The sequence below is a fragment of the Rhizobium sp. BK661 genome, from assembly GCF_024808825.1.
Taxonomy (GTDB): Bacteria; Pseudomonadota; Alphaproteobacteria; order Rhizobiales; family Rhizobiaceae; genus Rhizobium.
On sequence record NZ_JANTYT010000015.1, the window covers coordinates 1 to 16,989 of the forward strand.

The window sequence follows — 16,989 nt, forward strand, 5'->3', positions numbered from 1 at the left end:
GCCAATCTCAAAGAAATCTCTAGAGCGAAGGACTTCGTCGCCAGCAGCGCCGCCGCCCTCGTTCAGTGAGTGGGCTTATAGATCCTACCCCTTTTTCAGATCAAGAGGGCTTTTCAAAAAAAGAGAGAATTCTTACATCTCCCTGAATTTTAAAGGGAATTTTCAATAATGCTTTTTTGAGCTTGAAAACGTGCGCACAAGCACACCGGCTCCGTCCCAAACGAACTTGTTGCACATCGAGCGCGTGCCGGGATGTTTGACCCAGGTAAAAGGGACCTCGCACACGGAGCCAGCGATAGACCTCAAGCGATCGCAGCCAAAATGTTCGCACGAGTTCGGACAGGCAGAAAAGCCTCCCTTCCTCTGGCTCCTCTCAGGCAGGCCGGAGGCAGCGCTTCAGTCGCAGCCCACACGCGACGTGTGACTTGCCCCTGGTTCGACCCATCCGATACCGTACCACCCGTCACGGCCTTTTCGCTAATCAAATGGGAGCAGTGGCCCTGGCGCGTCCGATGAACAGCGGGCCGAGCGCAATGGCATGACAGTCGGACTGCTTGGCGCGTTCGAGACAGAACTCCAATAGGATGATGGATCGAAATATGGTTGGCTTGAACAAGCTTCCTCGTATTCATCGGGAACAACCGGACAACGGTAGAATCGAGTTTACACGACGTACCACAAACTGTAGCGAGCTCATTATCCTTAGTTGTCCTTCAGTGGACGTCGATCCCCCTTTCAAATCAGCGAGAACGTTCAGTGTGCCCTACTATCTCGTAACGCAAACACGGCTCGTCCTCGCGGACAGCGAAACTGAGGCAGCAGAACGGGCCTTCCTCGATATGCTTCAAGACACGCCATCGGCATTTGAGGTGAAGCCGAATGATGTCATCGCCCATCACGTCAGGCTGTGGGGCGGCCAGAAGCGTGCATTGATCGATGCGGCAAAGGCCAGGGAGGGCCTCCGCGTTGCGACGACCGATGACCAGGAACAATCGATCAAGGCCGAAACCGCACGGCCGGAGGAGATCGGGGAGCCGTCTTTTCACGACCAGCCTCCCACCGATTCTGACGAAACACCGCGGCCAATCGGGATCGCCCGCAGGTTTCAAAAGCTTCTGCGACTGATCCGACCGTAGTTTGCAAGCTTTGTCCGCCATTTCAGGCAGAGACACCTGGGACGATGGGAAAACGCAAAACTCTCCTATGAGGACGAGTTGGTGCGCATCGGCAATTTCCGTGAACGGGATGCCTAGCCATCGACTATCTTATCAGCGTCGGCCATCGACGCATTGGCTAAATCTCGGGTTCACTGGACACGTCGACCGGTCGCAGCAGGCTTTCGGGCTATCGCGACGCGCTTGTAATACCGCCATGCAGCTCCTTGTGCTGCCAGATTTTGCGGAGTGGGATCTTTTCGGCAAACAACCTGATGGTGATCGGCGTGCTGAAGGCGATCCGCGACATGGGCTACCTGCCCTGACGACATCTCGGTATCGAGCTTTGACGATCTTCACTGGGCCAACGTCTTCCAGCCGAACCTGACAGCCATTCCCCAACCTATGCAGGCTATTGGCGAACATGCAGCGAGCTTATTCTGGATCCGCCGGCCGTCTGACGGTACGTGAATCCTGCCAGGCCCTCTCAAGGCCGTCGGAAAAGAACTGACCGGAGCAATCGAACGGACTGGGCCCTGCGCCTGGAAAGACATTTCCCTTCCGTGATACCAACGTTCCTTTTGGATAGCTCAATCTTTTTCGGAACGATGGCCGGGACCGCGCGTTTATGTGTTTGCGATATTTCCGTCGCAGGAGCTGAAAGGATGTGATCCAACAATGGAAAGCACCGAAGGCCGCATGCTCGCTGAGGAATATCTCCGACTCGGCGGAAAAAGAAGGGTGAAGATTGACGACGATCACCAGACCGTTCGCGTCTGGGAGCCCGACCCACCCGAAGCGGAGAGGTTTTGGCACGACCGTATCGAGCGACTGGAGGACCGCCTTCGCAAGGACGTGGAGTTCTTCCTGCCGTCGATTAACTCGCCGTGAATGGAACTGCTTTCGATACTGCAAGGACCGCCCGGCGAGGGTGACGCCGCGGGACGTCGAACGCCCGCGACTTCACTACCGCTCAGACATGCCAGTCACTGGTGCTGGCCGCGACATGCACCGGACTGTCGGACAGAGCGTAAGCCCTGATATAGTCGATCTGCATATCCGAGCCGTGTACCAGACCATCCTTTGGCGTTCCCGCAGCCCCCCCGACCGCAAGGTTGACCAGCATGTACATCGGGTCATGCATATCCTCTGGCGTGTCGGTCTGCGCGACGGCGACATCATCGAAATACCAAGTGACATGATCCTCGTCCCACAGGACGCCGTAAGTGTGAAACCCGTCCGTGCTGGGCACCTTGACCGGGAAGGACGTCATCGTATGTGCGCCGCCGTGTTCGCTGTGGACGGTTGCGTTGATGACGTTCGGTTCCTGTCCGCGCATCTCGACCACGTCGAGTTCAGGCGGCCACGACCCGTCCTCCGGCAGAAGCCAGAAGGCAGGCCAGACACCCTGCTCCGTTGGCATGTCGGCCCTGATTTCGAAATAGCCGTAGGTCTGGGCAAAGGATGAGTGGGTATTCAGGAGGCCCGACGTATAGTCGTAGCCATTAATCTGTGACTGGAGCGCCTGCGATGCCGGCTCCGCCGAAATCGTCAGGATGCCATTGTGGATCGAGAAGGGATTTGCCGCGGCGGTTGGCGCGTAAGACGGATTGATGTACCACTGCAGCTCCCCGTTGCCCGTCAACGTGCTGCCGCTTTCCGGCGCCCACCAGAATTTGGCATCCCACGTCCCCTGGCCGCCGCTGCGCAGCGACAGGCTGTTGAACTCGTCGTCGAAGCTCAGCGCCAGATGGGAACGGTCAAGCGTCAGCTGGAACTGGCTCGCCTTGAGGTCCGCAACCTGGGTGTTGGCGAAGACAAGGCTCTCGCCACCGCCGAGATCCAGCCGCAGGTTGGCACCCTCCTGGGTGGTGTGCGCCAGAACCTGATCAAACGACGAAAGGCCGTAGCCATTGAGCCTAACGGTGTCGTCGCTGCTGAAGTCGACGATCAGATCACTGCCGTGGCCACGGGTAAAGAGGAAGGCATCAGCCCCGCCTCCCCCGATTAGGACGTCGTTGCCGGCCCCCCCGTCGATCGTCTGGCTTCCCGACGCACCGGAAATGATGTTATCCGTTGCGTTGCCGAACGCGTAGCGTCCGTTGCCGGTCACCGTCAGGTTTTCGAAGTTGACGGGCAGCGTATAGCTCATCCATGTGTTGATCGTGTCGACACCTGCGCCGGGAGCCTCAACCGCCCGGTTGATGCCGGAATAGAGGTAATAGATATCGTCGCCGGTCCCGCCCTGCATTGTGACATTGACCGAACTGTCGCCCCATATGGAGTCGTTTCCCGCCGTGCCGTCCAACACCGGACCCGAGCCGGTCGCCGAAAACCATGCTGTCGACGGACCACTGTAATAGAGCGTTTGTCCGACTGCGTTCTGTACTGACTTTGCCATTATCAACTCCTTCGGATTAAGACATGCCTCATTGGGTTCCTCCTCCCAGAACGGTTGCCTACTCCTCCCGAAATGCGCGCGCCAACTGGTCCGTTAACGGTTTTGCAAGATAGGCCAATGCCGTGCGATCGCCGGTCTCGATGAAGGCTTCAACCGGCATTCCGGCAACAGGTGACAGCTCCCCGAGCCTCTTCCATTCGGTCACGGCAACAGCGACACGCAAGGTATAGTAGGGTTGACCCGAATGAGCGTCCGTCGTCAGATCGGCGGCAATGGACGCAACCCGCCCCCGCAGTTCGGGGGTCGTCCTCGAGCTGAAGGCAGAGAACCGGAGGATCACCTCCTTGCCGACGGCCACCTGATCGATATCCTGCGGCGACAGTCGAAGCTCCGGCGTAAGCACGTCGTGATCGGGCACGATCTGCATGATCTTTTCCGCAGGCCCAACCACGGCGCCCGGCGCGTGAACGGCCAGTTGATGGACGATGCCGTCCTGCGGCGCCTTAATATCGACGTGATCAAGTTCGTCCTCTATTGCAACACGCCGTTCTGCGAATTCGCTGCTGTCACTTTCCGCTTGCCTCAGTTGCTCGGAGACTTCGCTCCTTTGGTCATCACCCACCTGAATGATCTGCAGCTCCGTTTCCGCGACCTTCCCTTTCACTTCTGCACTCGACGCGATGAGGCTGCCAAGTTCGCCGGTGAGGTCGGCTGCATCCCGCTGCAGGGCGTACACTCGCGTTGCGGGAATGACGCCCTGCCTGAGAAGCGGTTCCAGGCTGGCGAGTTCCTTCTCGATAATGGTGATTGCCCGGCGCTTGCCGTCCTGCTGCGCGATCAATCCTTCGGCCTGCTGGTTCAGTTGGCTGACCCTTTCCCGCAATTGCGCCATACGTCCCCGCAGGGAGGCGCGGCGGTCATCGAACAGCCTCTGCTCACCCCTTTCCAGTGCGGCAGCCTCGCCCGGGTTTTCATCGCCAAGGGCTGCCGGAAAGGCGATTGCATCGACGCCGTCCCGCTCCGCTGCCAGGCGCGCCGATCGCGCTGCCAGCTCTTTTAACCGTCTCGACACGATCGCAAGGCTTGCTCTCGTCTGCGTATCGTCGAGGTGAAGGACGACCTGTCCCGCGACAACGCGACCGCCGTTGCGCACGAAGACCTGCCTGACCGTCCCGCCCTTCTGATGTTGAACCGGCTTGACGTAGCTTTCGACGACAAGCGTTCCTCGTGCAATCACCGCACCATTGATACGAATTGCGGACGCCAGGCCGCCAAGCGCACCGACGAGAACGATGGCTGTTGTCAGAGAAAGCACTGTGAGACGGCGAATTGCTTTTTCCGGTGATGTCGCAGACAGCCTGATCATGATGACAGCTCCCCACCCGCACGCAAGAGCCTTACGAAGGAACCTGAAACGGCCGTCGACTTTGGCGCCGTGTTGAGGACCGCATGCGGCGGGCCGAAGGCCTTTGCGCGTCCACCTTCGAGAACGAGCACCTTGTCGACCCCGGCAAGCGCATTTTTCCGGTGGGCGATGACCAGCACGACACCCTTGCGCGAGCGCACGTTCTCGATTGCCTGGGAAAGCGCAACTTCGCCTTCCGCATCGAGATTCGAGTTCGGTTCATCGAGGACAACCAGGAACGGATCGGCATAAAGTGCTCTTGCCAAACCAATGCGCTGCCGTTGTCCTGCAGACAGGACAGCACCCCTTTTGCCAATCTGCGTGTCGAATCCCAATGGCAACCCGACGATCATGTCGTAGACACCAGCTGCTCGCGCGGCGGCAATGATCAGATCGGAAGGAGCGTCTGGGTCGAACCGTGCGATGTTTTCGGCGATCGTCCCATCGAACAAGGCGACATCCTGCGGCAGGTAGCCGATATGTCGACCAAGTGCCGCTCGCGACCATTGCCCAAGCGAGGCCTTGTCGAGCCTGACGTCGCCGGCAAAGGCTGGCCACAGACCGACGATCCCCCGTGCCAGTGATGACTTTCCCGACGCGCTCGGGCCGACAATGCCGATCGCTTCGCCGGCATGCACATCGAACGACAGGCCGCGAATGATCGGGGTCTTTGACCCCGGTGCACCGAGATGGAGATTGGTGACCGTCAGCGAGCCCTTGGGCGCAGGCAGCTCGACGTCATGTCCGGCGTCGTCGGCGTCGGGTGCCTCCTGGTTCAAGCGTGACCAGGCGTGTCGCGCGGCGGCAAATCCTCGCCAATGCGCAATGGCAAGTTCGATCGGTGCAAGTGCTCGACTGACGAGAATGGAGCTCGCGATCATGATACCTCCCGTCGCTTCCTGGCGAATGACCAGGACCGCACCGACCGCAAGCACCGCTGACTGAAGAAACATCCGCGCCGATCGCGAGAGCGTCGAAAGCGTATTGATGAGGGTCGAACTTTGCAGGTGACTGTCAAGGTGACGCTGATTGAGGCCGGCCCACCGTGTCGAAAGCCTGGCTGCAAAACCCATGGCGACCACCGCTTCCGAATTACGCCTGACGGCGTCGGCAAAATCCATCCGCTCGGCAAGGAGGGTAGCCGTCTCAGCGATCGGTTTCCTGGATTTGAGTTCGGCCATGCACGCGAGGCCCGCCAGAACAAGGGCGCCTGTCGCTGCGGTCACACCAATCCAGGGGTGGAAGAGAAAACACAAGGCAAGATAGAACGGCATCCACGGGAGATCGAAAAGAGCTCCTGGGCCGGAGCCGGACAAAAAACCGCGCACAGTATCGATATCGCGGATCGACTGGACTCCCGCATCTTGAGTCTGCTTTCTCGATGCGGCGAGCGCGACCTCGGAAAAGGCTCGGCCGGCAAAGCGCTCGTCGACGGTTCGCCCGACCTGCCCGAGCAAAAGCGAGCGTGTGAGGTCAAGCAGCCACTGGAAGGCGAACAGCGTGACAACGATTGCGATCAGTCCAATCAGGGTCGGCAGGCTCCGGCTGGGAATGACCCGATCGTAGACCTGCAACATGAAAAGCGAGCCCGTAAGCCCCAGGATGTTAACGAGGCAGCTGGTCACGCCGATTCCGAGAGCGCCGCCGCGTAGCATCGACAGGAGGCCAGGGATCGGCCGTCGCCTGATGGGGAGGTTGCTTTTGGACACCTGTGCTCCTTCTGGCTTCGGGACATCTCGCAGCAATCGACTGCAACCCCGTGTCGTTTTCTGCCTCTTTCGCCTCTCAGACTGAGCCAAAAGAAGACGAATGACGACCTCAAACCACGCTCGCCGCCAGCCCATGCCATAGGTCGGATAACGAGGTGTTAAGCGCAAAGCACACGTCCAGTGACAGGTCCCAGACAGACTGTCCGCATTCGCACGCGACGACGTTATTCTGAGTGTTCCTCAAATATCGACGTGGTCGGCCGCAGTGCGCCGGGACTGATAGTTGCATCTTCGCCACAAAACTACCTGAGTGCGAGCAGCCGGACAGTCTTACCGCGGCGTAATCAGTATCAACCATCTGCGCCCGTCGTCTCGAAATGGCGAGAACACGGATCGACCGGGATCCGCGTCGAATTTTTGAAGTATGTCCCAGCTATCGGCCGGCAATTCCGGGATTTCAGCTTTCCTCCTCTGGATCACACTGAATCCCGGGGGGTCGGATGCCTCAATGCCGCCACAGAATTCCCGGCTAACTTGTACTTAAACGGGCGGATAGCAAAAATGAAGTTTCTGATTCTTGTTGCGGCAGCTTTTTTGCTGTCTGTGTGCCAGTCGAGTGCCCAGATCTACGGGCCATATGACGACTACGACATCTACGGCGATGACGGGTACTACAACCCTTACATGCCACCTCCCTACTATGGAGAGCCGCTGCCCGAGCGTCGAACCCAGACGAGGAGGGCAACCGGCACGATCGAGATCGCAACTCGCGAGCATACGCTTGTCTACACCACCCCGAGAGGCAAACAGCTGGTCTATCCGATCGCCGTCGGCCGCCAAGGCAAGCAATGGTTTGGCACGACGCGGGTGACATCGAAGACCAAGCACCCCGTGTGGCGACCGACGCCGGACATGCGGCGCAAGAATCCGAGACTTCCTGCGGTCGTTCAGCCTGGTCCGTCCAATCCGCTTGGCACGCGGGCTATCTATCTCGCCGACGGCCTGCTTCGCATTCATGGTACCAACGATCCGCGGTCCATCGGCACGAACGCCTCGAGCGGCTGCTTTCGTATGTACCGTGAAGATGTCGAGGAGCTCTACGACATGGTCCAGCCGGGCACCCGCGTGATTGTCCGGCGGTAGGCTGTCTGCTTACTTGCTCGCGATGCTCAATGCTGCAAGCTGGGCCAATCGGCGGGATGGCGGACAGTCAGTCATGATCTGGTCGGACTCGGTCGTCGCAGTGCGCGCTTCGAACGTCCGATCGGAAGGTACAATGACTGAGAAAACTTTGAGCCGACCAAAGGGCGCGAGATCGGAAACTGGCCGATGCCGAGCTTTGGATGAGCCTCGAGCAGGAACGTCGGTACAATCCCCTTATCAAGATCACGTCGTGCGAGAGACATGCCCGGCATCATCGGAAACGAACGGGCCGATGCACCCGGTGAGCAAGGGCCGCTATCCGTTCGGCGCTCCCGAACGCCCGTCGTGAATCTCCCACCCACCTACAGGTCGGTCCAGCTCGAAAACGCTGCTGCCTGACCATGTCTATCGCCCGCCTCATCGATGAGTTGCCAGACCACACCATGCTCCATCCAGAAGCGTTTTCCTGATTTCTTGACCCGAATACCCCGGTAGTCAGCGATGAACCCCTGACGCTCGACGGCCTCGAGAAGCGACTGGCGCTCCGCCCGGTCCGGCGCTTCCGCAGACAATCGCGAGGGCATCCCGATGAATTCGTCCCACGCATATTCGAACCGCTGCTGTGCGGCGATGTTGGCGTAGATAAATCGTGGATCAGGCGCGGTATCATGGGCAAGGATGACGGTCGACGTACTCCGGTATAGCGAGTCGGGCCCAAAGCTTTGTCCATTGCCCATTTCCAGAAGCGGCCTTCCAACCAGCCGGAGAAAGCTGCCCATGAGCAGTTTGAAAAATTCAGGATCGATCGCAAGGCCGGTCGGTTCGGGCAACTCGGTTCTCATGCCTCAGTTTATCCTCTCCCGGGTCGTCCGATGATGCACGTGGAAATCGAGGCGATGCGCCCATGGCGTGCCGTGAAAGAATGCAAAGTCAGGCATCAAACAACGACGTCGGCAAGGTGTAGGTGAACCGGCCAGGCTTTGCCAACTGCATGGCGACAGCTTCCCGCAACAGCGCAAAACGCAGTTCCAGCGCTGTGACATCAGGTGACCGTGGCAGCGTCGCCAGTTCATTAGCGAAAAGATCGAACTCGCGCCCCAGCGCTGTCTCATGAAAAGGTAGGCTCATGTTCCTTGGCCTCGTAGATTGCCTGAAAGACTCAACTCCGCAGATTTACATCGAGGCATCAACGACCTCCTCACCCGCGTAGCGACATGCTGAATACCCAGTTAACAGCGCAGGCGCGGGTTGAACAATAGCAATATCTCGGACAGGCATCAGTCAGCACAAGGCGGATAACAACATGAACCATGCGTTCATCTGGGCTTCAGATGGGGCTGCTTAACGGTTGCCTCATCGTCATATCCGCAACGAATCGTCGGAACAATTTAGCAATGCCTCATCCTCCCTCTCAATCGGCCGGCCGCGATCGGCGTCTCGATTTCTTCCGGGGAATCGCCCTGATCATGATCTTCATCAATCATGTGCCTGGCAATTTTCTCGAAGGATTAACGTCGAAGAACTTCGGCTTTTCCGATGCGGCAGAGGCCTTTGTGCTGATGTCCGGCATGTCAGCCGGGCTCGCCTATTCGAGTGCCTTTGGGCGGGACGTTATGGTGGCGACCGGGCGCATTCTGCGCCGTGCACGACATCTTTACGGTGTGCATCTCGCCACAACCGGCCTCGCGGTCGCAATCCTCGTGACCGGCGACCATTTTCTTGCGACCGGCGCGCTGTCGGACCGTGTCAACCTCGGCTCCTACCTGGAAGCGCCCTGGAAAACCGCAGCCGGTTTCGTGGCGATGACCCACCAGCTCGGCTATTTTAACATCCTGCCCCTTTATATCTTGCTGCTTGCCGCAACACCGATCTTTCTCGCAATCGGCTCGATCAGTCGTCCGGCGCTGATTGCGGTGTCTGTCAGCATCTGGGGCGCTGCAGGCTACTTCAATATCAATCTTCCCAACTTCCCGACGGAAGGGATGTGGTTCCTCAATCCATTCTCGTGGCAGCTCATTTACTGCGTCGGTCTGTGCGCGGGCATGGCATTGAAGAAACAGGAGACTTTCGTCGGATACAACCTGACGCTGATGACGGCATCGCTTGCCTACCTCGCCTTCTCGCTTTTCGTGATCGTGGGCCAGCACTACGAGTTGACGAGCTGGGGCAACCATCCGGCGTTCCTCGTTGGCTTCGACAAGGCTACCCTTCCGCTTCCTCGCCTGCTCCACATCCTGGCTCTCGCCTACGTCGTCTCGCAGTTGCCGATCTGTGCTCGGATTGCTGCAGAAGAACGGCTTGGCGCCGTCACCGTCCTCGGAAAACAGGGGCTTGCGGTTTTTGCCTGGGGCTCGTTGATCTGCATCGCCTTGCAGGTTCTTCGGGAGGCCTATCAGTTCCCGCTGCTACTCGAGGCGGCCACCCTTGCAGCCGGGCTTGCGGCACAATATGTCGTTGCCGAGCGCCTGCAAAATTCCAAGCTTTCCGCTCGCGCCGCAACGCAGGCGGCCAGAGCCGAATAGACAGCCGGAGCCGCCATTCAACCGGCCTCGGCCCGTCAGTCAGACCTAAGCCGCGCCGAGCGCCAGCATCGCAACAGCGATCCAGAACAAGACGCATACCTCCGCCGCAACCAGGTAACCCATCGCCCGATCACTCATCAAAGTCCCTCCTCCAGGTCCTCAGAAGCATTCAATCAACCAGCACGTGCCTCTCTCTCCAGGCAGCATCCCGGGTCTGCAGCAATTCGACGTAGCGTTTCCGAAGCGTTTGGATGTCGATGTCGGCCCGAGCCCATTGGCCCAGCCAGCCCTCGAATTCCTCGGATGTCTCCAGCGGGCATCCGGCCTGCCTGACGCGGCTGAATGCCTTGGCTATCAATGCATGTCGGGCTTCGATTGACATCAAATTCCCCTCCAACAGCGGCCTGCCTCGAGGGCACAGTAAGGGGCAAAAGCCCTCCTGGCGCCAGCAACCATAAGGCGACCCGCCCTATATAATTTCAGGCGTTGCTAAGTTTCTGCAGCACCCTTGGCCGAGGGCGTGGCCGGCTTTCCAGAGCAGACGAGACGATCCTGCATTGACAGGACTGACCCGCCATGTATTCTTTTATAAAAGCGCATATAACATAATTGTGGAACAAATCGGGAGTTAGATATGAGATTGAAGCTCGCATTCCTCGTCAGCACGGCGCTGATCGCAGCGCCGTCGCTTCTGCTGGCGCAGGAAAAAGGCGGCGTGATCAACGTCGCGACGATCGGCGAACCACCGACACTCGATCCGATGACATCGACGGCCGACCTTGTCGGCATTGTCACCCAACACATCTTCGAAACGCTCTACACTTTCGACAAGAGCTGGGCCGTGACGCCGCTCCTGGCAGAGGCGCTTCCCGAGGTCAGCGCCGACGGCAAGACTTACACGATCAAGCTGCGCACCGGCGTCAAGTTTCACGACGGAAGCGACATGGCATCCGATGACGTCGTGGCCTCTCTCAACCGTTGGACCAAGCTTGCCTCGCGTGGCAAACAGGCTGCGGCCTTCATCGAGTCGATCACCGCGACCGACCCGTCAACCGTTACCATCAAACTGAAGCAGCCTTACGCGCCGCTGGTCTCGCTGCTTGCCTTCAACAATTCCGCGGCGATCATCATTCCTGCGGAAAAGCAGGCCGACACGATGAGCGAATTCATCGGCACCGGGCCCTACATGCTGAAGGAGCGCAAGGCTGACCAGTATATTCAGCTCGTCCGCTACAATGACTACAAGCCACGCTCCGGCGAGAGCGACGGTTACGGCGGCGCCCGCCACCAGTATCTCGACGAAATCCGCTTCGTACCCGTGCCCGATGCGAATACCCGTGTCGAGGCGGCTGTCTCCGGCCAGTACGACTACATCGATTCACTGCCGGTCGAATCCTTTGACAAGCTGACGACGTCGACGGCAACCCAGCCTCTGCTGCTGAAGCCATTCGGCTATCCGGTTTTCGTCTTCAACACCGCTGCCGGCGTCACGAAAGACGTCGCGATCCGCAAGGCGGTCCGCCAGGCACTCAGCATGGAAGACATGATGGCCGCAGCCTTCGGCGGCACCGACTTCTACACGGCCGACGGCAATATTTACCCAAGCAACTTCGCCTGGAGCACTGATGCCGGTGTCAAGGGAAACTACAATATTGCCGATCCCGAGGGCGCCGCAAAAGCTGCCAAGGAGGCCGGCTACAATGGGGAGCCGATCCGCATCCTCACCAGCCGCCAGTACGAGTTTCACTACAAGATGGCCCAGGTCGCGGCCGAATACCTGAAGCTTGCCGGTTTTGCGGTCGACTTGCAGGTCGTCGACTGGGCGACGCTGACACAGCGCCGAACCGACAAGGGGCTGTGGGACATCTATATCAGCCATAGCCCGTTCCTTCCGGAACCGGCTCTTATCGGCTCCCTCTCCCCGAGTTCGCCCGGCTGGTGGGATACACCGGCGCGCAAAAGTGTCTTCGATGCCTTCACGACAGAAGTGGATCCAAAGAAGCGCGTTGAGCTCTGGGCCAATGTCCAGAAGACGATGTACGACGAAGTTCCGTTCATGAAGATTGGCGACTTCAATGCCGTCTCGGCCATGTCGACAAAGCTTCAGGGTGTCGATCCCGCGCCCTGGCCTTACTTCTGGAACGCGTCGATCAAAAAGTAGGCCGAAGGCGCGGCGGGTGCCGGCCGTGAGGCCGGTATCCGTCCATGATCCCGCTCCAGCGGACATAGGAGCCGCTTTCCATGATACGCTACATCCTCCAGCGCCTCCTCGGCATGATAGTTGTGATTTTTCTCGTCGTCACGATTGTCTTCGTGATCGTGCGCGTCACACCCGGCGATCCGGCCGCAGTCATGCTCGGCCCCGATGCAACGACCCAGGACGTTGCCGACCTGCGCGCCCGGCTGGGTCTCGACCAGTCGATCGTCGTCCAGTACTTCTTCTATATCGGCCAGCTCCTGAAGGGAGACCTCGGCCAGTCGATCTTCCTCAACATGCCGGTCACGTCGGCCCTTCTCGAGCGCGCGGAGCCGACCTTCTTCCTGACGATCTTCTCGCTCGTGATCGCAAGTGTCATCGCGCTGCCGATCGGAATCTATGCCGCATATCGGCGCGGCTCCTTTATCGACCAGTTGTCGACCACCATCGCCATGCTGGCTGCGAGCATCCCGAGCTTCTGGCTCGGCCTCATTCTCATGCAGTTTTTTGCCGTGCGCCTGAACGCCTTTCCTGTCTCGGGCTATGGCGGTCCCGGCGCGTCCTTTTTTGAACGCATGTACCATCTGACATTGCCGGCCTTCGCACTCGGTCTCGTCTCCTCCGCACTAATCCTGCGCTTTACCCGCGCCTCGATGCTCGACGTGCTGGGCGACGACTATATCCGTACCGCAAGAGCCAAGGGACTGGTCGAACGCAAGGTCGTGCTCAAGCACGCACTGAAGAATGCACTGATCCCGATCCTGACCGTTCTCGGGCTCACCGCAGCCGTGCTGATCTCCGGCGCCGTGGTAACCGAGACCGTGTTTGGCCTGCCTGGCGTTGGCAATCTTGTCGTCTCTGCCGTTCTCAGACGCGACTATCCCGTCATCCAGGGCGCGTTGCTGGTGATTGCCGGCCTCTACGTCCTCATCAATTTCGCGATCGACATGCTCTATCTGCTGGTCGATCCAAGGGTGCGCTACTGATGGCCGATATCGCAACCACAACCGAGAAAACCCCACCCAGCGAGCGCAGCAAATTTCTTCGCCGCCTCCTCAAACGCAAGACGGTCGCCGCCGGAATCCTCGTCCTGACCATCTTCGTGCTTCTGGCGGCGCTGGCCCCCTGGATTGCGCCTTACTCGCCCTCGAAGCTTTCGATCGTCAACCGGCTCAAGGCGCCAAGTGAGCTGTTCTGGTTCGGCACCGATGAGTTCGGCCGTGATGTGTTCTCGCGGACGATCTATGCCGGCAGGCTCTCGCTCCTGGTCGGGGTGGCCGTTGTTGCGCTCTCCGCCTTGATCGGCGTCACGCTCGGACTGCTCGCCGGCTTCTTCAAGAAACTCGACACGCCGATTGCCCGGCTGATCGACGCCATGATGTCGTTTCCCGACATTCTTCTGGCGATCGCGCTTGTCGCCGCGCTCGGGCCGTCGCTCACCACTGTCATCGTTGCGCTGTCGATCGTCTACTCGCCGCGTCTGGCGCGGATCGTTCGCGCCTCGACCCTGGTGATCCGCGAGCTCCCCTATGTCGAAGCAGCGCAGGCGCTCGGCATTTCCACCTTCCACATCATGACGCGGCACGTGCTTAGAAACCTGCTGTCGCCGATCATCGTACAAGGGACTTTCCTTTTTGCCAGCGCCATGCTTGCCGAAGCCGGTCTTTCCTTCCTTGGCCTCGGCGTCAGCCCCGAAATTCCGACCTGGGGAACCATGATCGCAGCCGGCCGTCAGTATATCGGCCAGGCCGACTGGATGACCTACTTCCCGGGCTTCGCCATCATCCTCTCCGTGCTGTCGCTGCAAATGGTCGGCGACGGTCTGCGGGACATGCTCGACCCAAGACTTCGAAAGGACCTCTAGAATGACCGGTGAAACAGCGGGCAAGCCGCTTCTCATCACCAACGTCAAGCCAATGGCTTTTGGTGCCGCTTCGCCATCCGGCACGACGGATATCCTTGTCGGTGCCGATGGAAAGATTTCTGCAATCGGCCCGTCGCTTCCAACCCCTGCGGATGCCTCTCGCATCGATGCGAAAGACGCCTGGATTTCACCAGGCTGGGTAGACCTCCACGTCCATATCTGGCACGGCGGGACCGACATCTCGATCCGCCCGTCGGAATGCGGTGCCGAGCGGGGCGTCACGACTCTCGTTGATGCCGGTTCGGCCGGCGAAGCCAACTTCCACGGCTTCCGCGAATACATCATCGAGCCGTCGAAAGAGCGTATCAAGGCGTTCCTCAATCTCGGCTCGATCGGCCTTGTCGCCTGCAATCGCGTCGCTGAGCTTCGCGATATTCGCGACATCGATCTCGACCGCATTGTCGAGTGCTATGCGCAGAACAGCGAGCACATCGTCGGCCTGAAAGTGCGTGCGAGCCATGTCATCACCGGCTCGTGGGGCGTGACACCCGTGAAGCTCGGCAAGAAGATCGCAAAGATCCTGAAGATTCCGATGATGGTGCATGTCGGCGAGCCGCCTGCGCTCTACGACGAGGTGCTGGAGATCCTCGGCCCGGGCGATGTCGTGACCCATTGCTTCAACGGCAAGGCGGGCTCGAGCATCATGGAGGACGAGGACCTTTTCAATCTCGCCGAGCGTTGCGCTGGCGAAGGCATTCGCCTCGACATCGGTCATGGCGGGGCGTCCTTCTCCTTCAAGGTGGCAGAAGCGGCGATTGCACGTGGCCTCCTGCCATTCTCGATCTCGACCGACCTCCACGGTCACTCTATGAACTTCCCGGTCTGGGACCTGGCAACGACAATGTCGAAGCTCCTCTCTGTCGGCATGCCTTTCGACAAGGTCGTGGAAGCAGTGACCCACGCGCCGGCCTCGGTCATCAAGCTGTCGATGGAAAACCGTCTTTCCGTCGGCCAGAGGGCGGATTTCACCATCTTCGACCTCATCGACGCCGATCTCGAAGCCACCGACTCCAATGGCGATGTTTCCCGCCTGCAGAAGCTGTTCGAACCGCGCTACGCGGTGATCGGATCGGAGGCGACCACCGCCAGCCGCTATATTCCGCGTGCCCGCAAGCTTGTCCGCCACACTCACGGCTATTCGTGGCGTTGAGCGCAAGGTCAAAACCCGCAGATAGGAGCAGACGTGAACACGTCACCAGCAAAGGCCGCGGCAGCGGTGCAAACGCCTTATGAGCGCCTCGCGGCGCTCGGCATTACCTTGCCATCAGCACCAGTGCCGATCGCCAACTTCATCACCCACGTCCGCGAGGGCAATATTCTCTACCTGTCGGGCCAGGGCCCGCGGGAGGCGGATGGTCACCTCCATGCCGGCAAGGTCGGCAGCGATGTCAGTACGGAAGAGGCCTACCAGCATGCACGGCTTACCGGTATCAATCTGCTCGCCGTCATGCACGACGCCCTCGGCGACCTCTCCAGGGTAAAGCGGGTCGTCAAGCTGCTTGGCATGGTCAACGCCGTGCCGCACTTCGAAAACCATCCAAGCGTCATCAACGGATGCTCGGATCTGTTTATCGAAATCTTCGGGGAGGCCGGCCAGCACGCTCGCTCGGCCGTCGGCTTCGGATCACTGCCCGGCAACATCACCGTCGAGATCGAGGCGATCGTCTCGCTGAACGATTGAGGAGACCTTGATCAGTGATTGCGCCAACCCATCAATTTTTCGATCCGCTGCGCCGAAGCCCGCACCTGTTCAGTGTAGCGGCTCTCGTCGGACAGGACCTTCTGTTCCGGCAGCACAATCGAGATGGTCGCAACGCACTGTCCCTCCCGGTCGCAGACCGGGGAGGCAATGCAGGCAACCGCGTAGTCCGACTCGGCGACCTGGATCGACAGCCTCTCCGCAAACGCCTTCCCGGCTGCGTCAGAAAGCGTTGCCGCATCGATTTCGGCGCGTCCGGTCGGCGAGCTGCGGGCGCAGCGCCTGAACAGGTCCACCCGCTCGCTTTCCGGCAGGTGACCGACAAGAAGTCTGCCGGATGCAGTCCAGTTCAGTGGCACGCGCGTTCCGACCCGCGAGGCGACCTGGAAGTGGCTTGGACCGTCCGCCATCGCAAGGACCAGCATGTAGTCGCCGTCGCGACCGCATACCTGGACGGTTTCGCCCGCCTGGCGGCAAAGATCGTGCATTTCATGCGTGGCAACACTCATGAAATCCAGCGACCGCGCATAGGCGAGACCGTAATGATAGAGGCGCGAACCCAGCCAGATCGATCCGTCGGAATTGCGGGCCAGCATGTTCTTGTCTACCAGGTCGTCAATGATGACATAGACCGTGGAGAGCGGCGCCCGGACGGCCTTGGCAATCGCGTAGGCTCCGGCCGGGGAACCGGTCTCGTAAAGATAATCGATAACCTGCAAGGCACGATCGATGCCGCTCACCCGAGAGCGCCGCGCGCCTTTGGCGTCCGCCTCGTCAACCGATACCGTCTCGTCAACCTGGGTTGCGGAGGAGGGCTTGGTGTCCAATTTCAAGG

Annotated in this window: 16 protein-coding genes and 1 pseudogene; 10 read left to right on the plus strand and 7 right to left on the minus strand. The window is 59.6% G+C overall.

Annotation, left to right across the window (positions count from 1 at the left end; translation table 11 throughout):
• Nucleotides 1-758: 758 nt before the first annotated feature.
• The 3 genes and pseudogenes from FHX16_RS23460 to FHX16_RS23470 all read left to right on the plus strand — a co-directional run bounded on the left by FHX16_RS23460 (nt 759) and on the right by FHX16_RS23470 (nt 2,045).
• Nucleotides 759-1,136 (plus strand): hypothetical protein, encoded by a 378-nt coding sequence (locus FHX16_RS23460; RefSeq protein ID WP_183864532.1) that lies wholly within the window; start codon nt 759-761, stop codon nt 1,134-1,136.
• A 125-nt stretch (nt 1,137-1,261) separates the two neighbouring features.
• Nucleotides 1,262-1,592 (plus strand): annotated as a pseudogene (locus tag FHX16_RS31485) (substrate-binding domain-containing protein); the annotation flags it as partial.
• A gap of 240 nt (nt 1,593-1,832) precedes the next feature.
• A complete protein-coding gene (locus FHX16_RS23470; protein ID WP_183756403.1) occupies nt 1,833-2,045 on the plus strand; it encodes a hypothetical protein in 213 nt (70 codons plus the stop codon).
• Between the two features lie 82 nt (nt 2,046-2,127).
• Here the strand turns inward: FHX16_RS23470 and FHX16_RS23475 are convergent, their stop codons facing one another.
• Genes FHX16_RS23475 through FHX16_RS23485 form a run of 3 tightly spaced genes read right to left on the minus strand, consistent with a single transcriptional unit; the run spans nt 2,128 to nt 6,615 of the window.
• A complete protein-coding gene (locus tag FHX16_RS23475; RefSeq protein ID WP_183756404.1) occupies nt 2,128-3,555 on the minus strand; it encodes a family 16 glycosylhydrolase in 1,428 nt (475 codons plus the stop codon).
• Between the two features lie 58 nt (nt 3,556-3,613).
• Nucleotides 3,614-4,921: an HlyD family type I secretion periplasmic adaptor subunit gene (locus FHX16_RS23480; protein ID WP_259130656.1), complete on the minus strand. Its 1,308-nt coding sequence runs from the start codon at nt 4,919-4,921 to the stop codon at nt 3,614-3,616.
• Entirely contained in the window at nt 4,918-6,615 is a 1,698-nt protein-coding gene (locus FHX16_RS23485) for a type I secretion system permease/ATPase (RefSeq protein ID WP_183756562.1), read from the minus strand. Before FHX16_RS23485 ends, FHX16_RS23480 begins: the two co-directional genes overlap by 4 nt.
• Nucleotides 6,616-7,230: 615 nt before the next feature.
• On the opposite strand from FHX16_RS23485, the gene FHX16_RS23490 reads away from it, so the two are divergent.
• A complete protein-coding gene (locus FHX16_RS23490; RefSeq protein ID WP_183756406.1) occupies nt 7,231-7,812 on the plus strand; it encodes a L,D-transpeptidase in 582 nt (193 codons plus the stop codon).
• A gap of 362 nt (nt 7,813-8,174) precedes the next feature.
• Here FHX16_RS23490 and FHX16_RS23495 read toward each other — a convergent pair whose 3' ends face one another.
• Both FHX16_RS23495 and FHX16_RS23500 read right to left on the minus strand, forming a co-directional pair.
• Nucleotides 8,175-8,654, minus strand: a complete 480-nt coding sequence (locus FHX16_RS23495) for an MEKHLA domain-containing protein (protein ID WP_183864531.1) — start codon at nt 8,652-8,654, stop codon at nt 8,175-8,177.
• An 88-nt stretch (nt 8,655-8,742) separates the two neighbouring features.
• Nucleotides 8,743-8,940, minus strand: coding sequence for a hypothetical protein (locus FHX16_RS23500; RefSeq protein WP_183756408.1), 198 nt, complete (start codon nt 8,938-8,940; stop codon nt 8,743-8,745).
• 266 nt (nt 8,941-9,206) lie between these two features.
• Between FHX16_RS23500 and FHX16_RS23505 the strand changes: the two genes are divergently transcribed.
• A complete protein-coding gene (locus tag FHX16_RS23505) occupies nt 9,207-10,334 on the plus strand; it encodes an OpgC family protein (protein WP_183756409.1) in 1,128 nt (375 codons plus the stop codon).
• A 169-nt stretch (nt 10,335-10,503) separates the two neighbouring features.
• On the opposite strand, the gene FHX16_RS23510 is transcribed toward FHX16_RS23505, so the two are convergent.
• Complete coding sequence (locus FHX16_RS23510) at nt 10,504-10,716, minus strand: hypothetical protein (RefSeq protein ID WP_183756410.1); 213 nt, start codon at nt 10,714-10,716, stop codon at nt 10,504-10,506.
• A gap of 252 nt (nt 10,717-10,968) precedes the next feature.
• Here FHX16_RS23510 and FHX16_RS23515 point away from each other — a divergent pair, with 252 nt between their 5' ends.
• The 5 genes from FHX16_RS23515 to FHX16_RS23535 all read left to right on the plus strand — a co-directional run bounded on the left by FHX16_RS23515 (nt 10,969) and on the right by FHX16_RS23535 (nt 16,136).
• Nucleotides 10,969-12,495, plus strand: a complete 1,527-nt coding sequence (locus tag FHX16_RS23515; RefSeq protein ID WP_259130660.1) for an ABC transporter substrate-binding protein — start codon at nt 10,969-10,971, stop codon at nt 12,493-12,495.
• Between the two features lie 80 nt (nt 12,496-12,575).
• Complete coding sequence (locus FHX16_RS23520) at nt 12,576-13,517, plus strand: ABC transporter permease (RefSeq protein WP_183756412.1); 942 nt, start codon at nt 12,576-12,578, stop codon at nt 13,515-13,517.
• Nucleotides 13,517-14,395 carry an ABC transporter permease gene (locus FHX16_RS23525; RefSeq protein WP_183864528.1) on the plus strand — a complete coding sequence of 293 codons (879 nt, stop codon included), beginning with the start codon at nt 13,517-13,519 and terminating at the stop codon, nt 14,393-14,395. Before FHX16_RS23520 ends, FHX16_RS23525 begins: the two co-directional genes overlap by 1 nt.
• A gap of 1 nt (nt 14,396) precedes the next feature.
• Nucleotides 14,397-15,605, plus strand: a complete 1,209-nt coding sequence (locus FHX16_RS23530; protein ID WP_183756414.1) for an amidohydrolase/deacetylase family metallohydrolase — start codon at nt 14,397-14,399, stop codon at nt 15,603-15,605.
• A 33-nt stretch (nt 15,606-15,638) separates the two neighbouring features.
• On the plus strand, nt 15,639-16,136 hold the full coding sequence (locus FHX16_RS23535) for a RidA family protein (RefSeq protein ID WP_183864527.1): 498 nt from the start codon (nt 15,639-15,641) through the stop codon (nt 16,134-16,136).
• An 11-nt stretch (nt 16,137-16,147) separates the two neighbouring features.
• On the opposite strand, the gene FHX16_RS23540 is transcribed toward FHX16_RS23535, so the two are convergent.
• Complete coding sequence (locus tag FHX16_RS23540) at nt 16,148-16,987, minus strand: IclR family transcriptional regulator (RefSeq protein ID WP_405049316.1); 840 nt, start codon at nt 16,985-16,987, stop codon at nt 16,148-16,150.
• Nucleotides 16,988-16,989 lie beyond the last annotated feature (2 nt).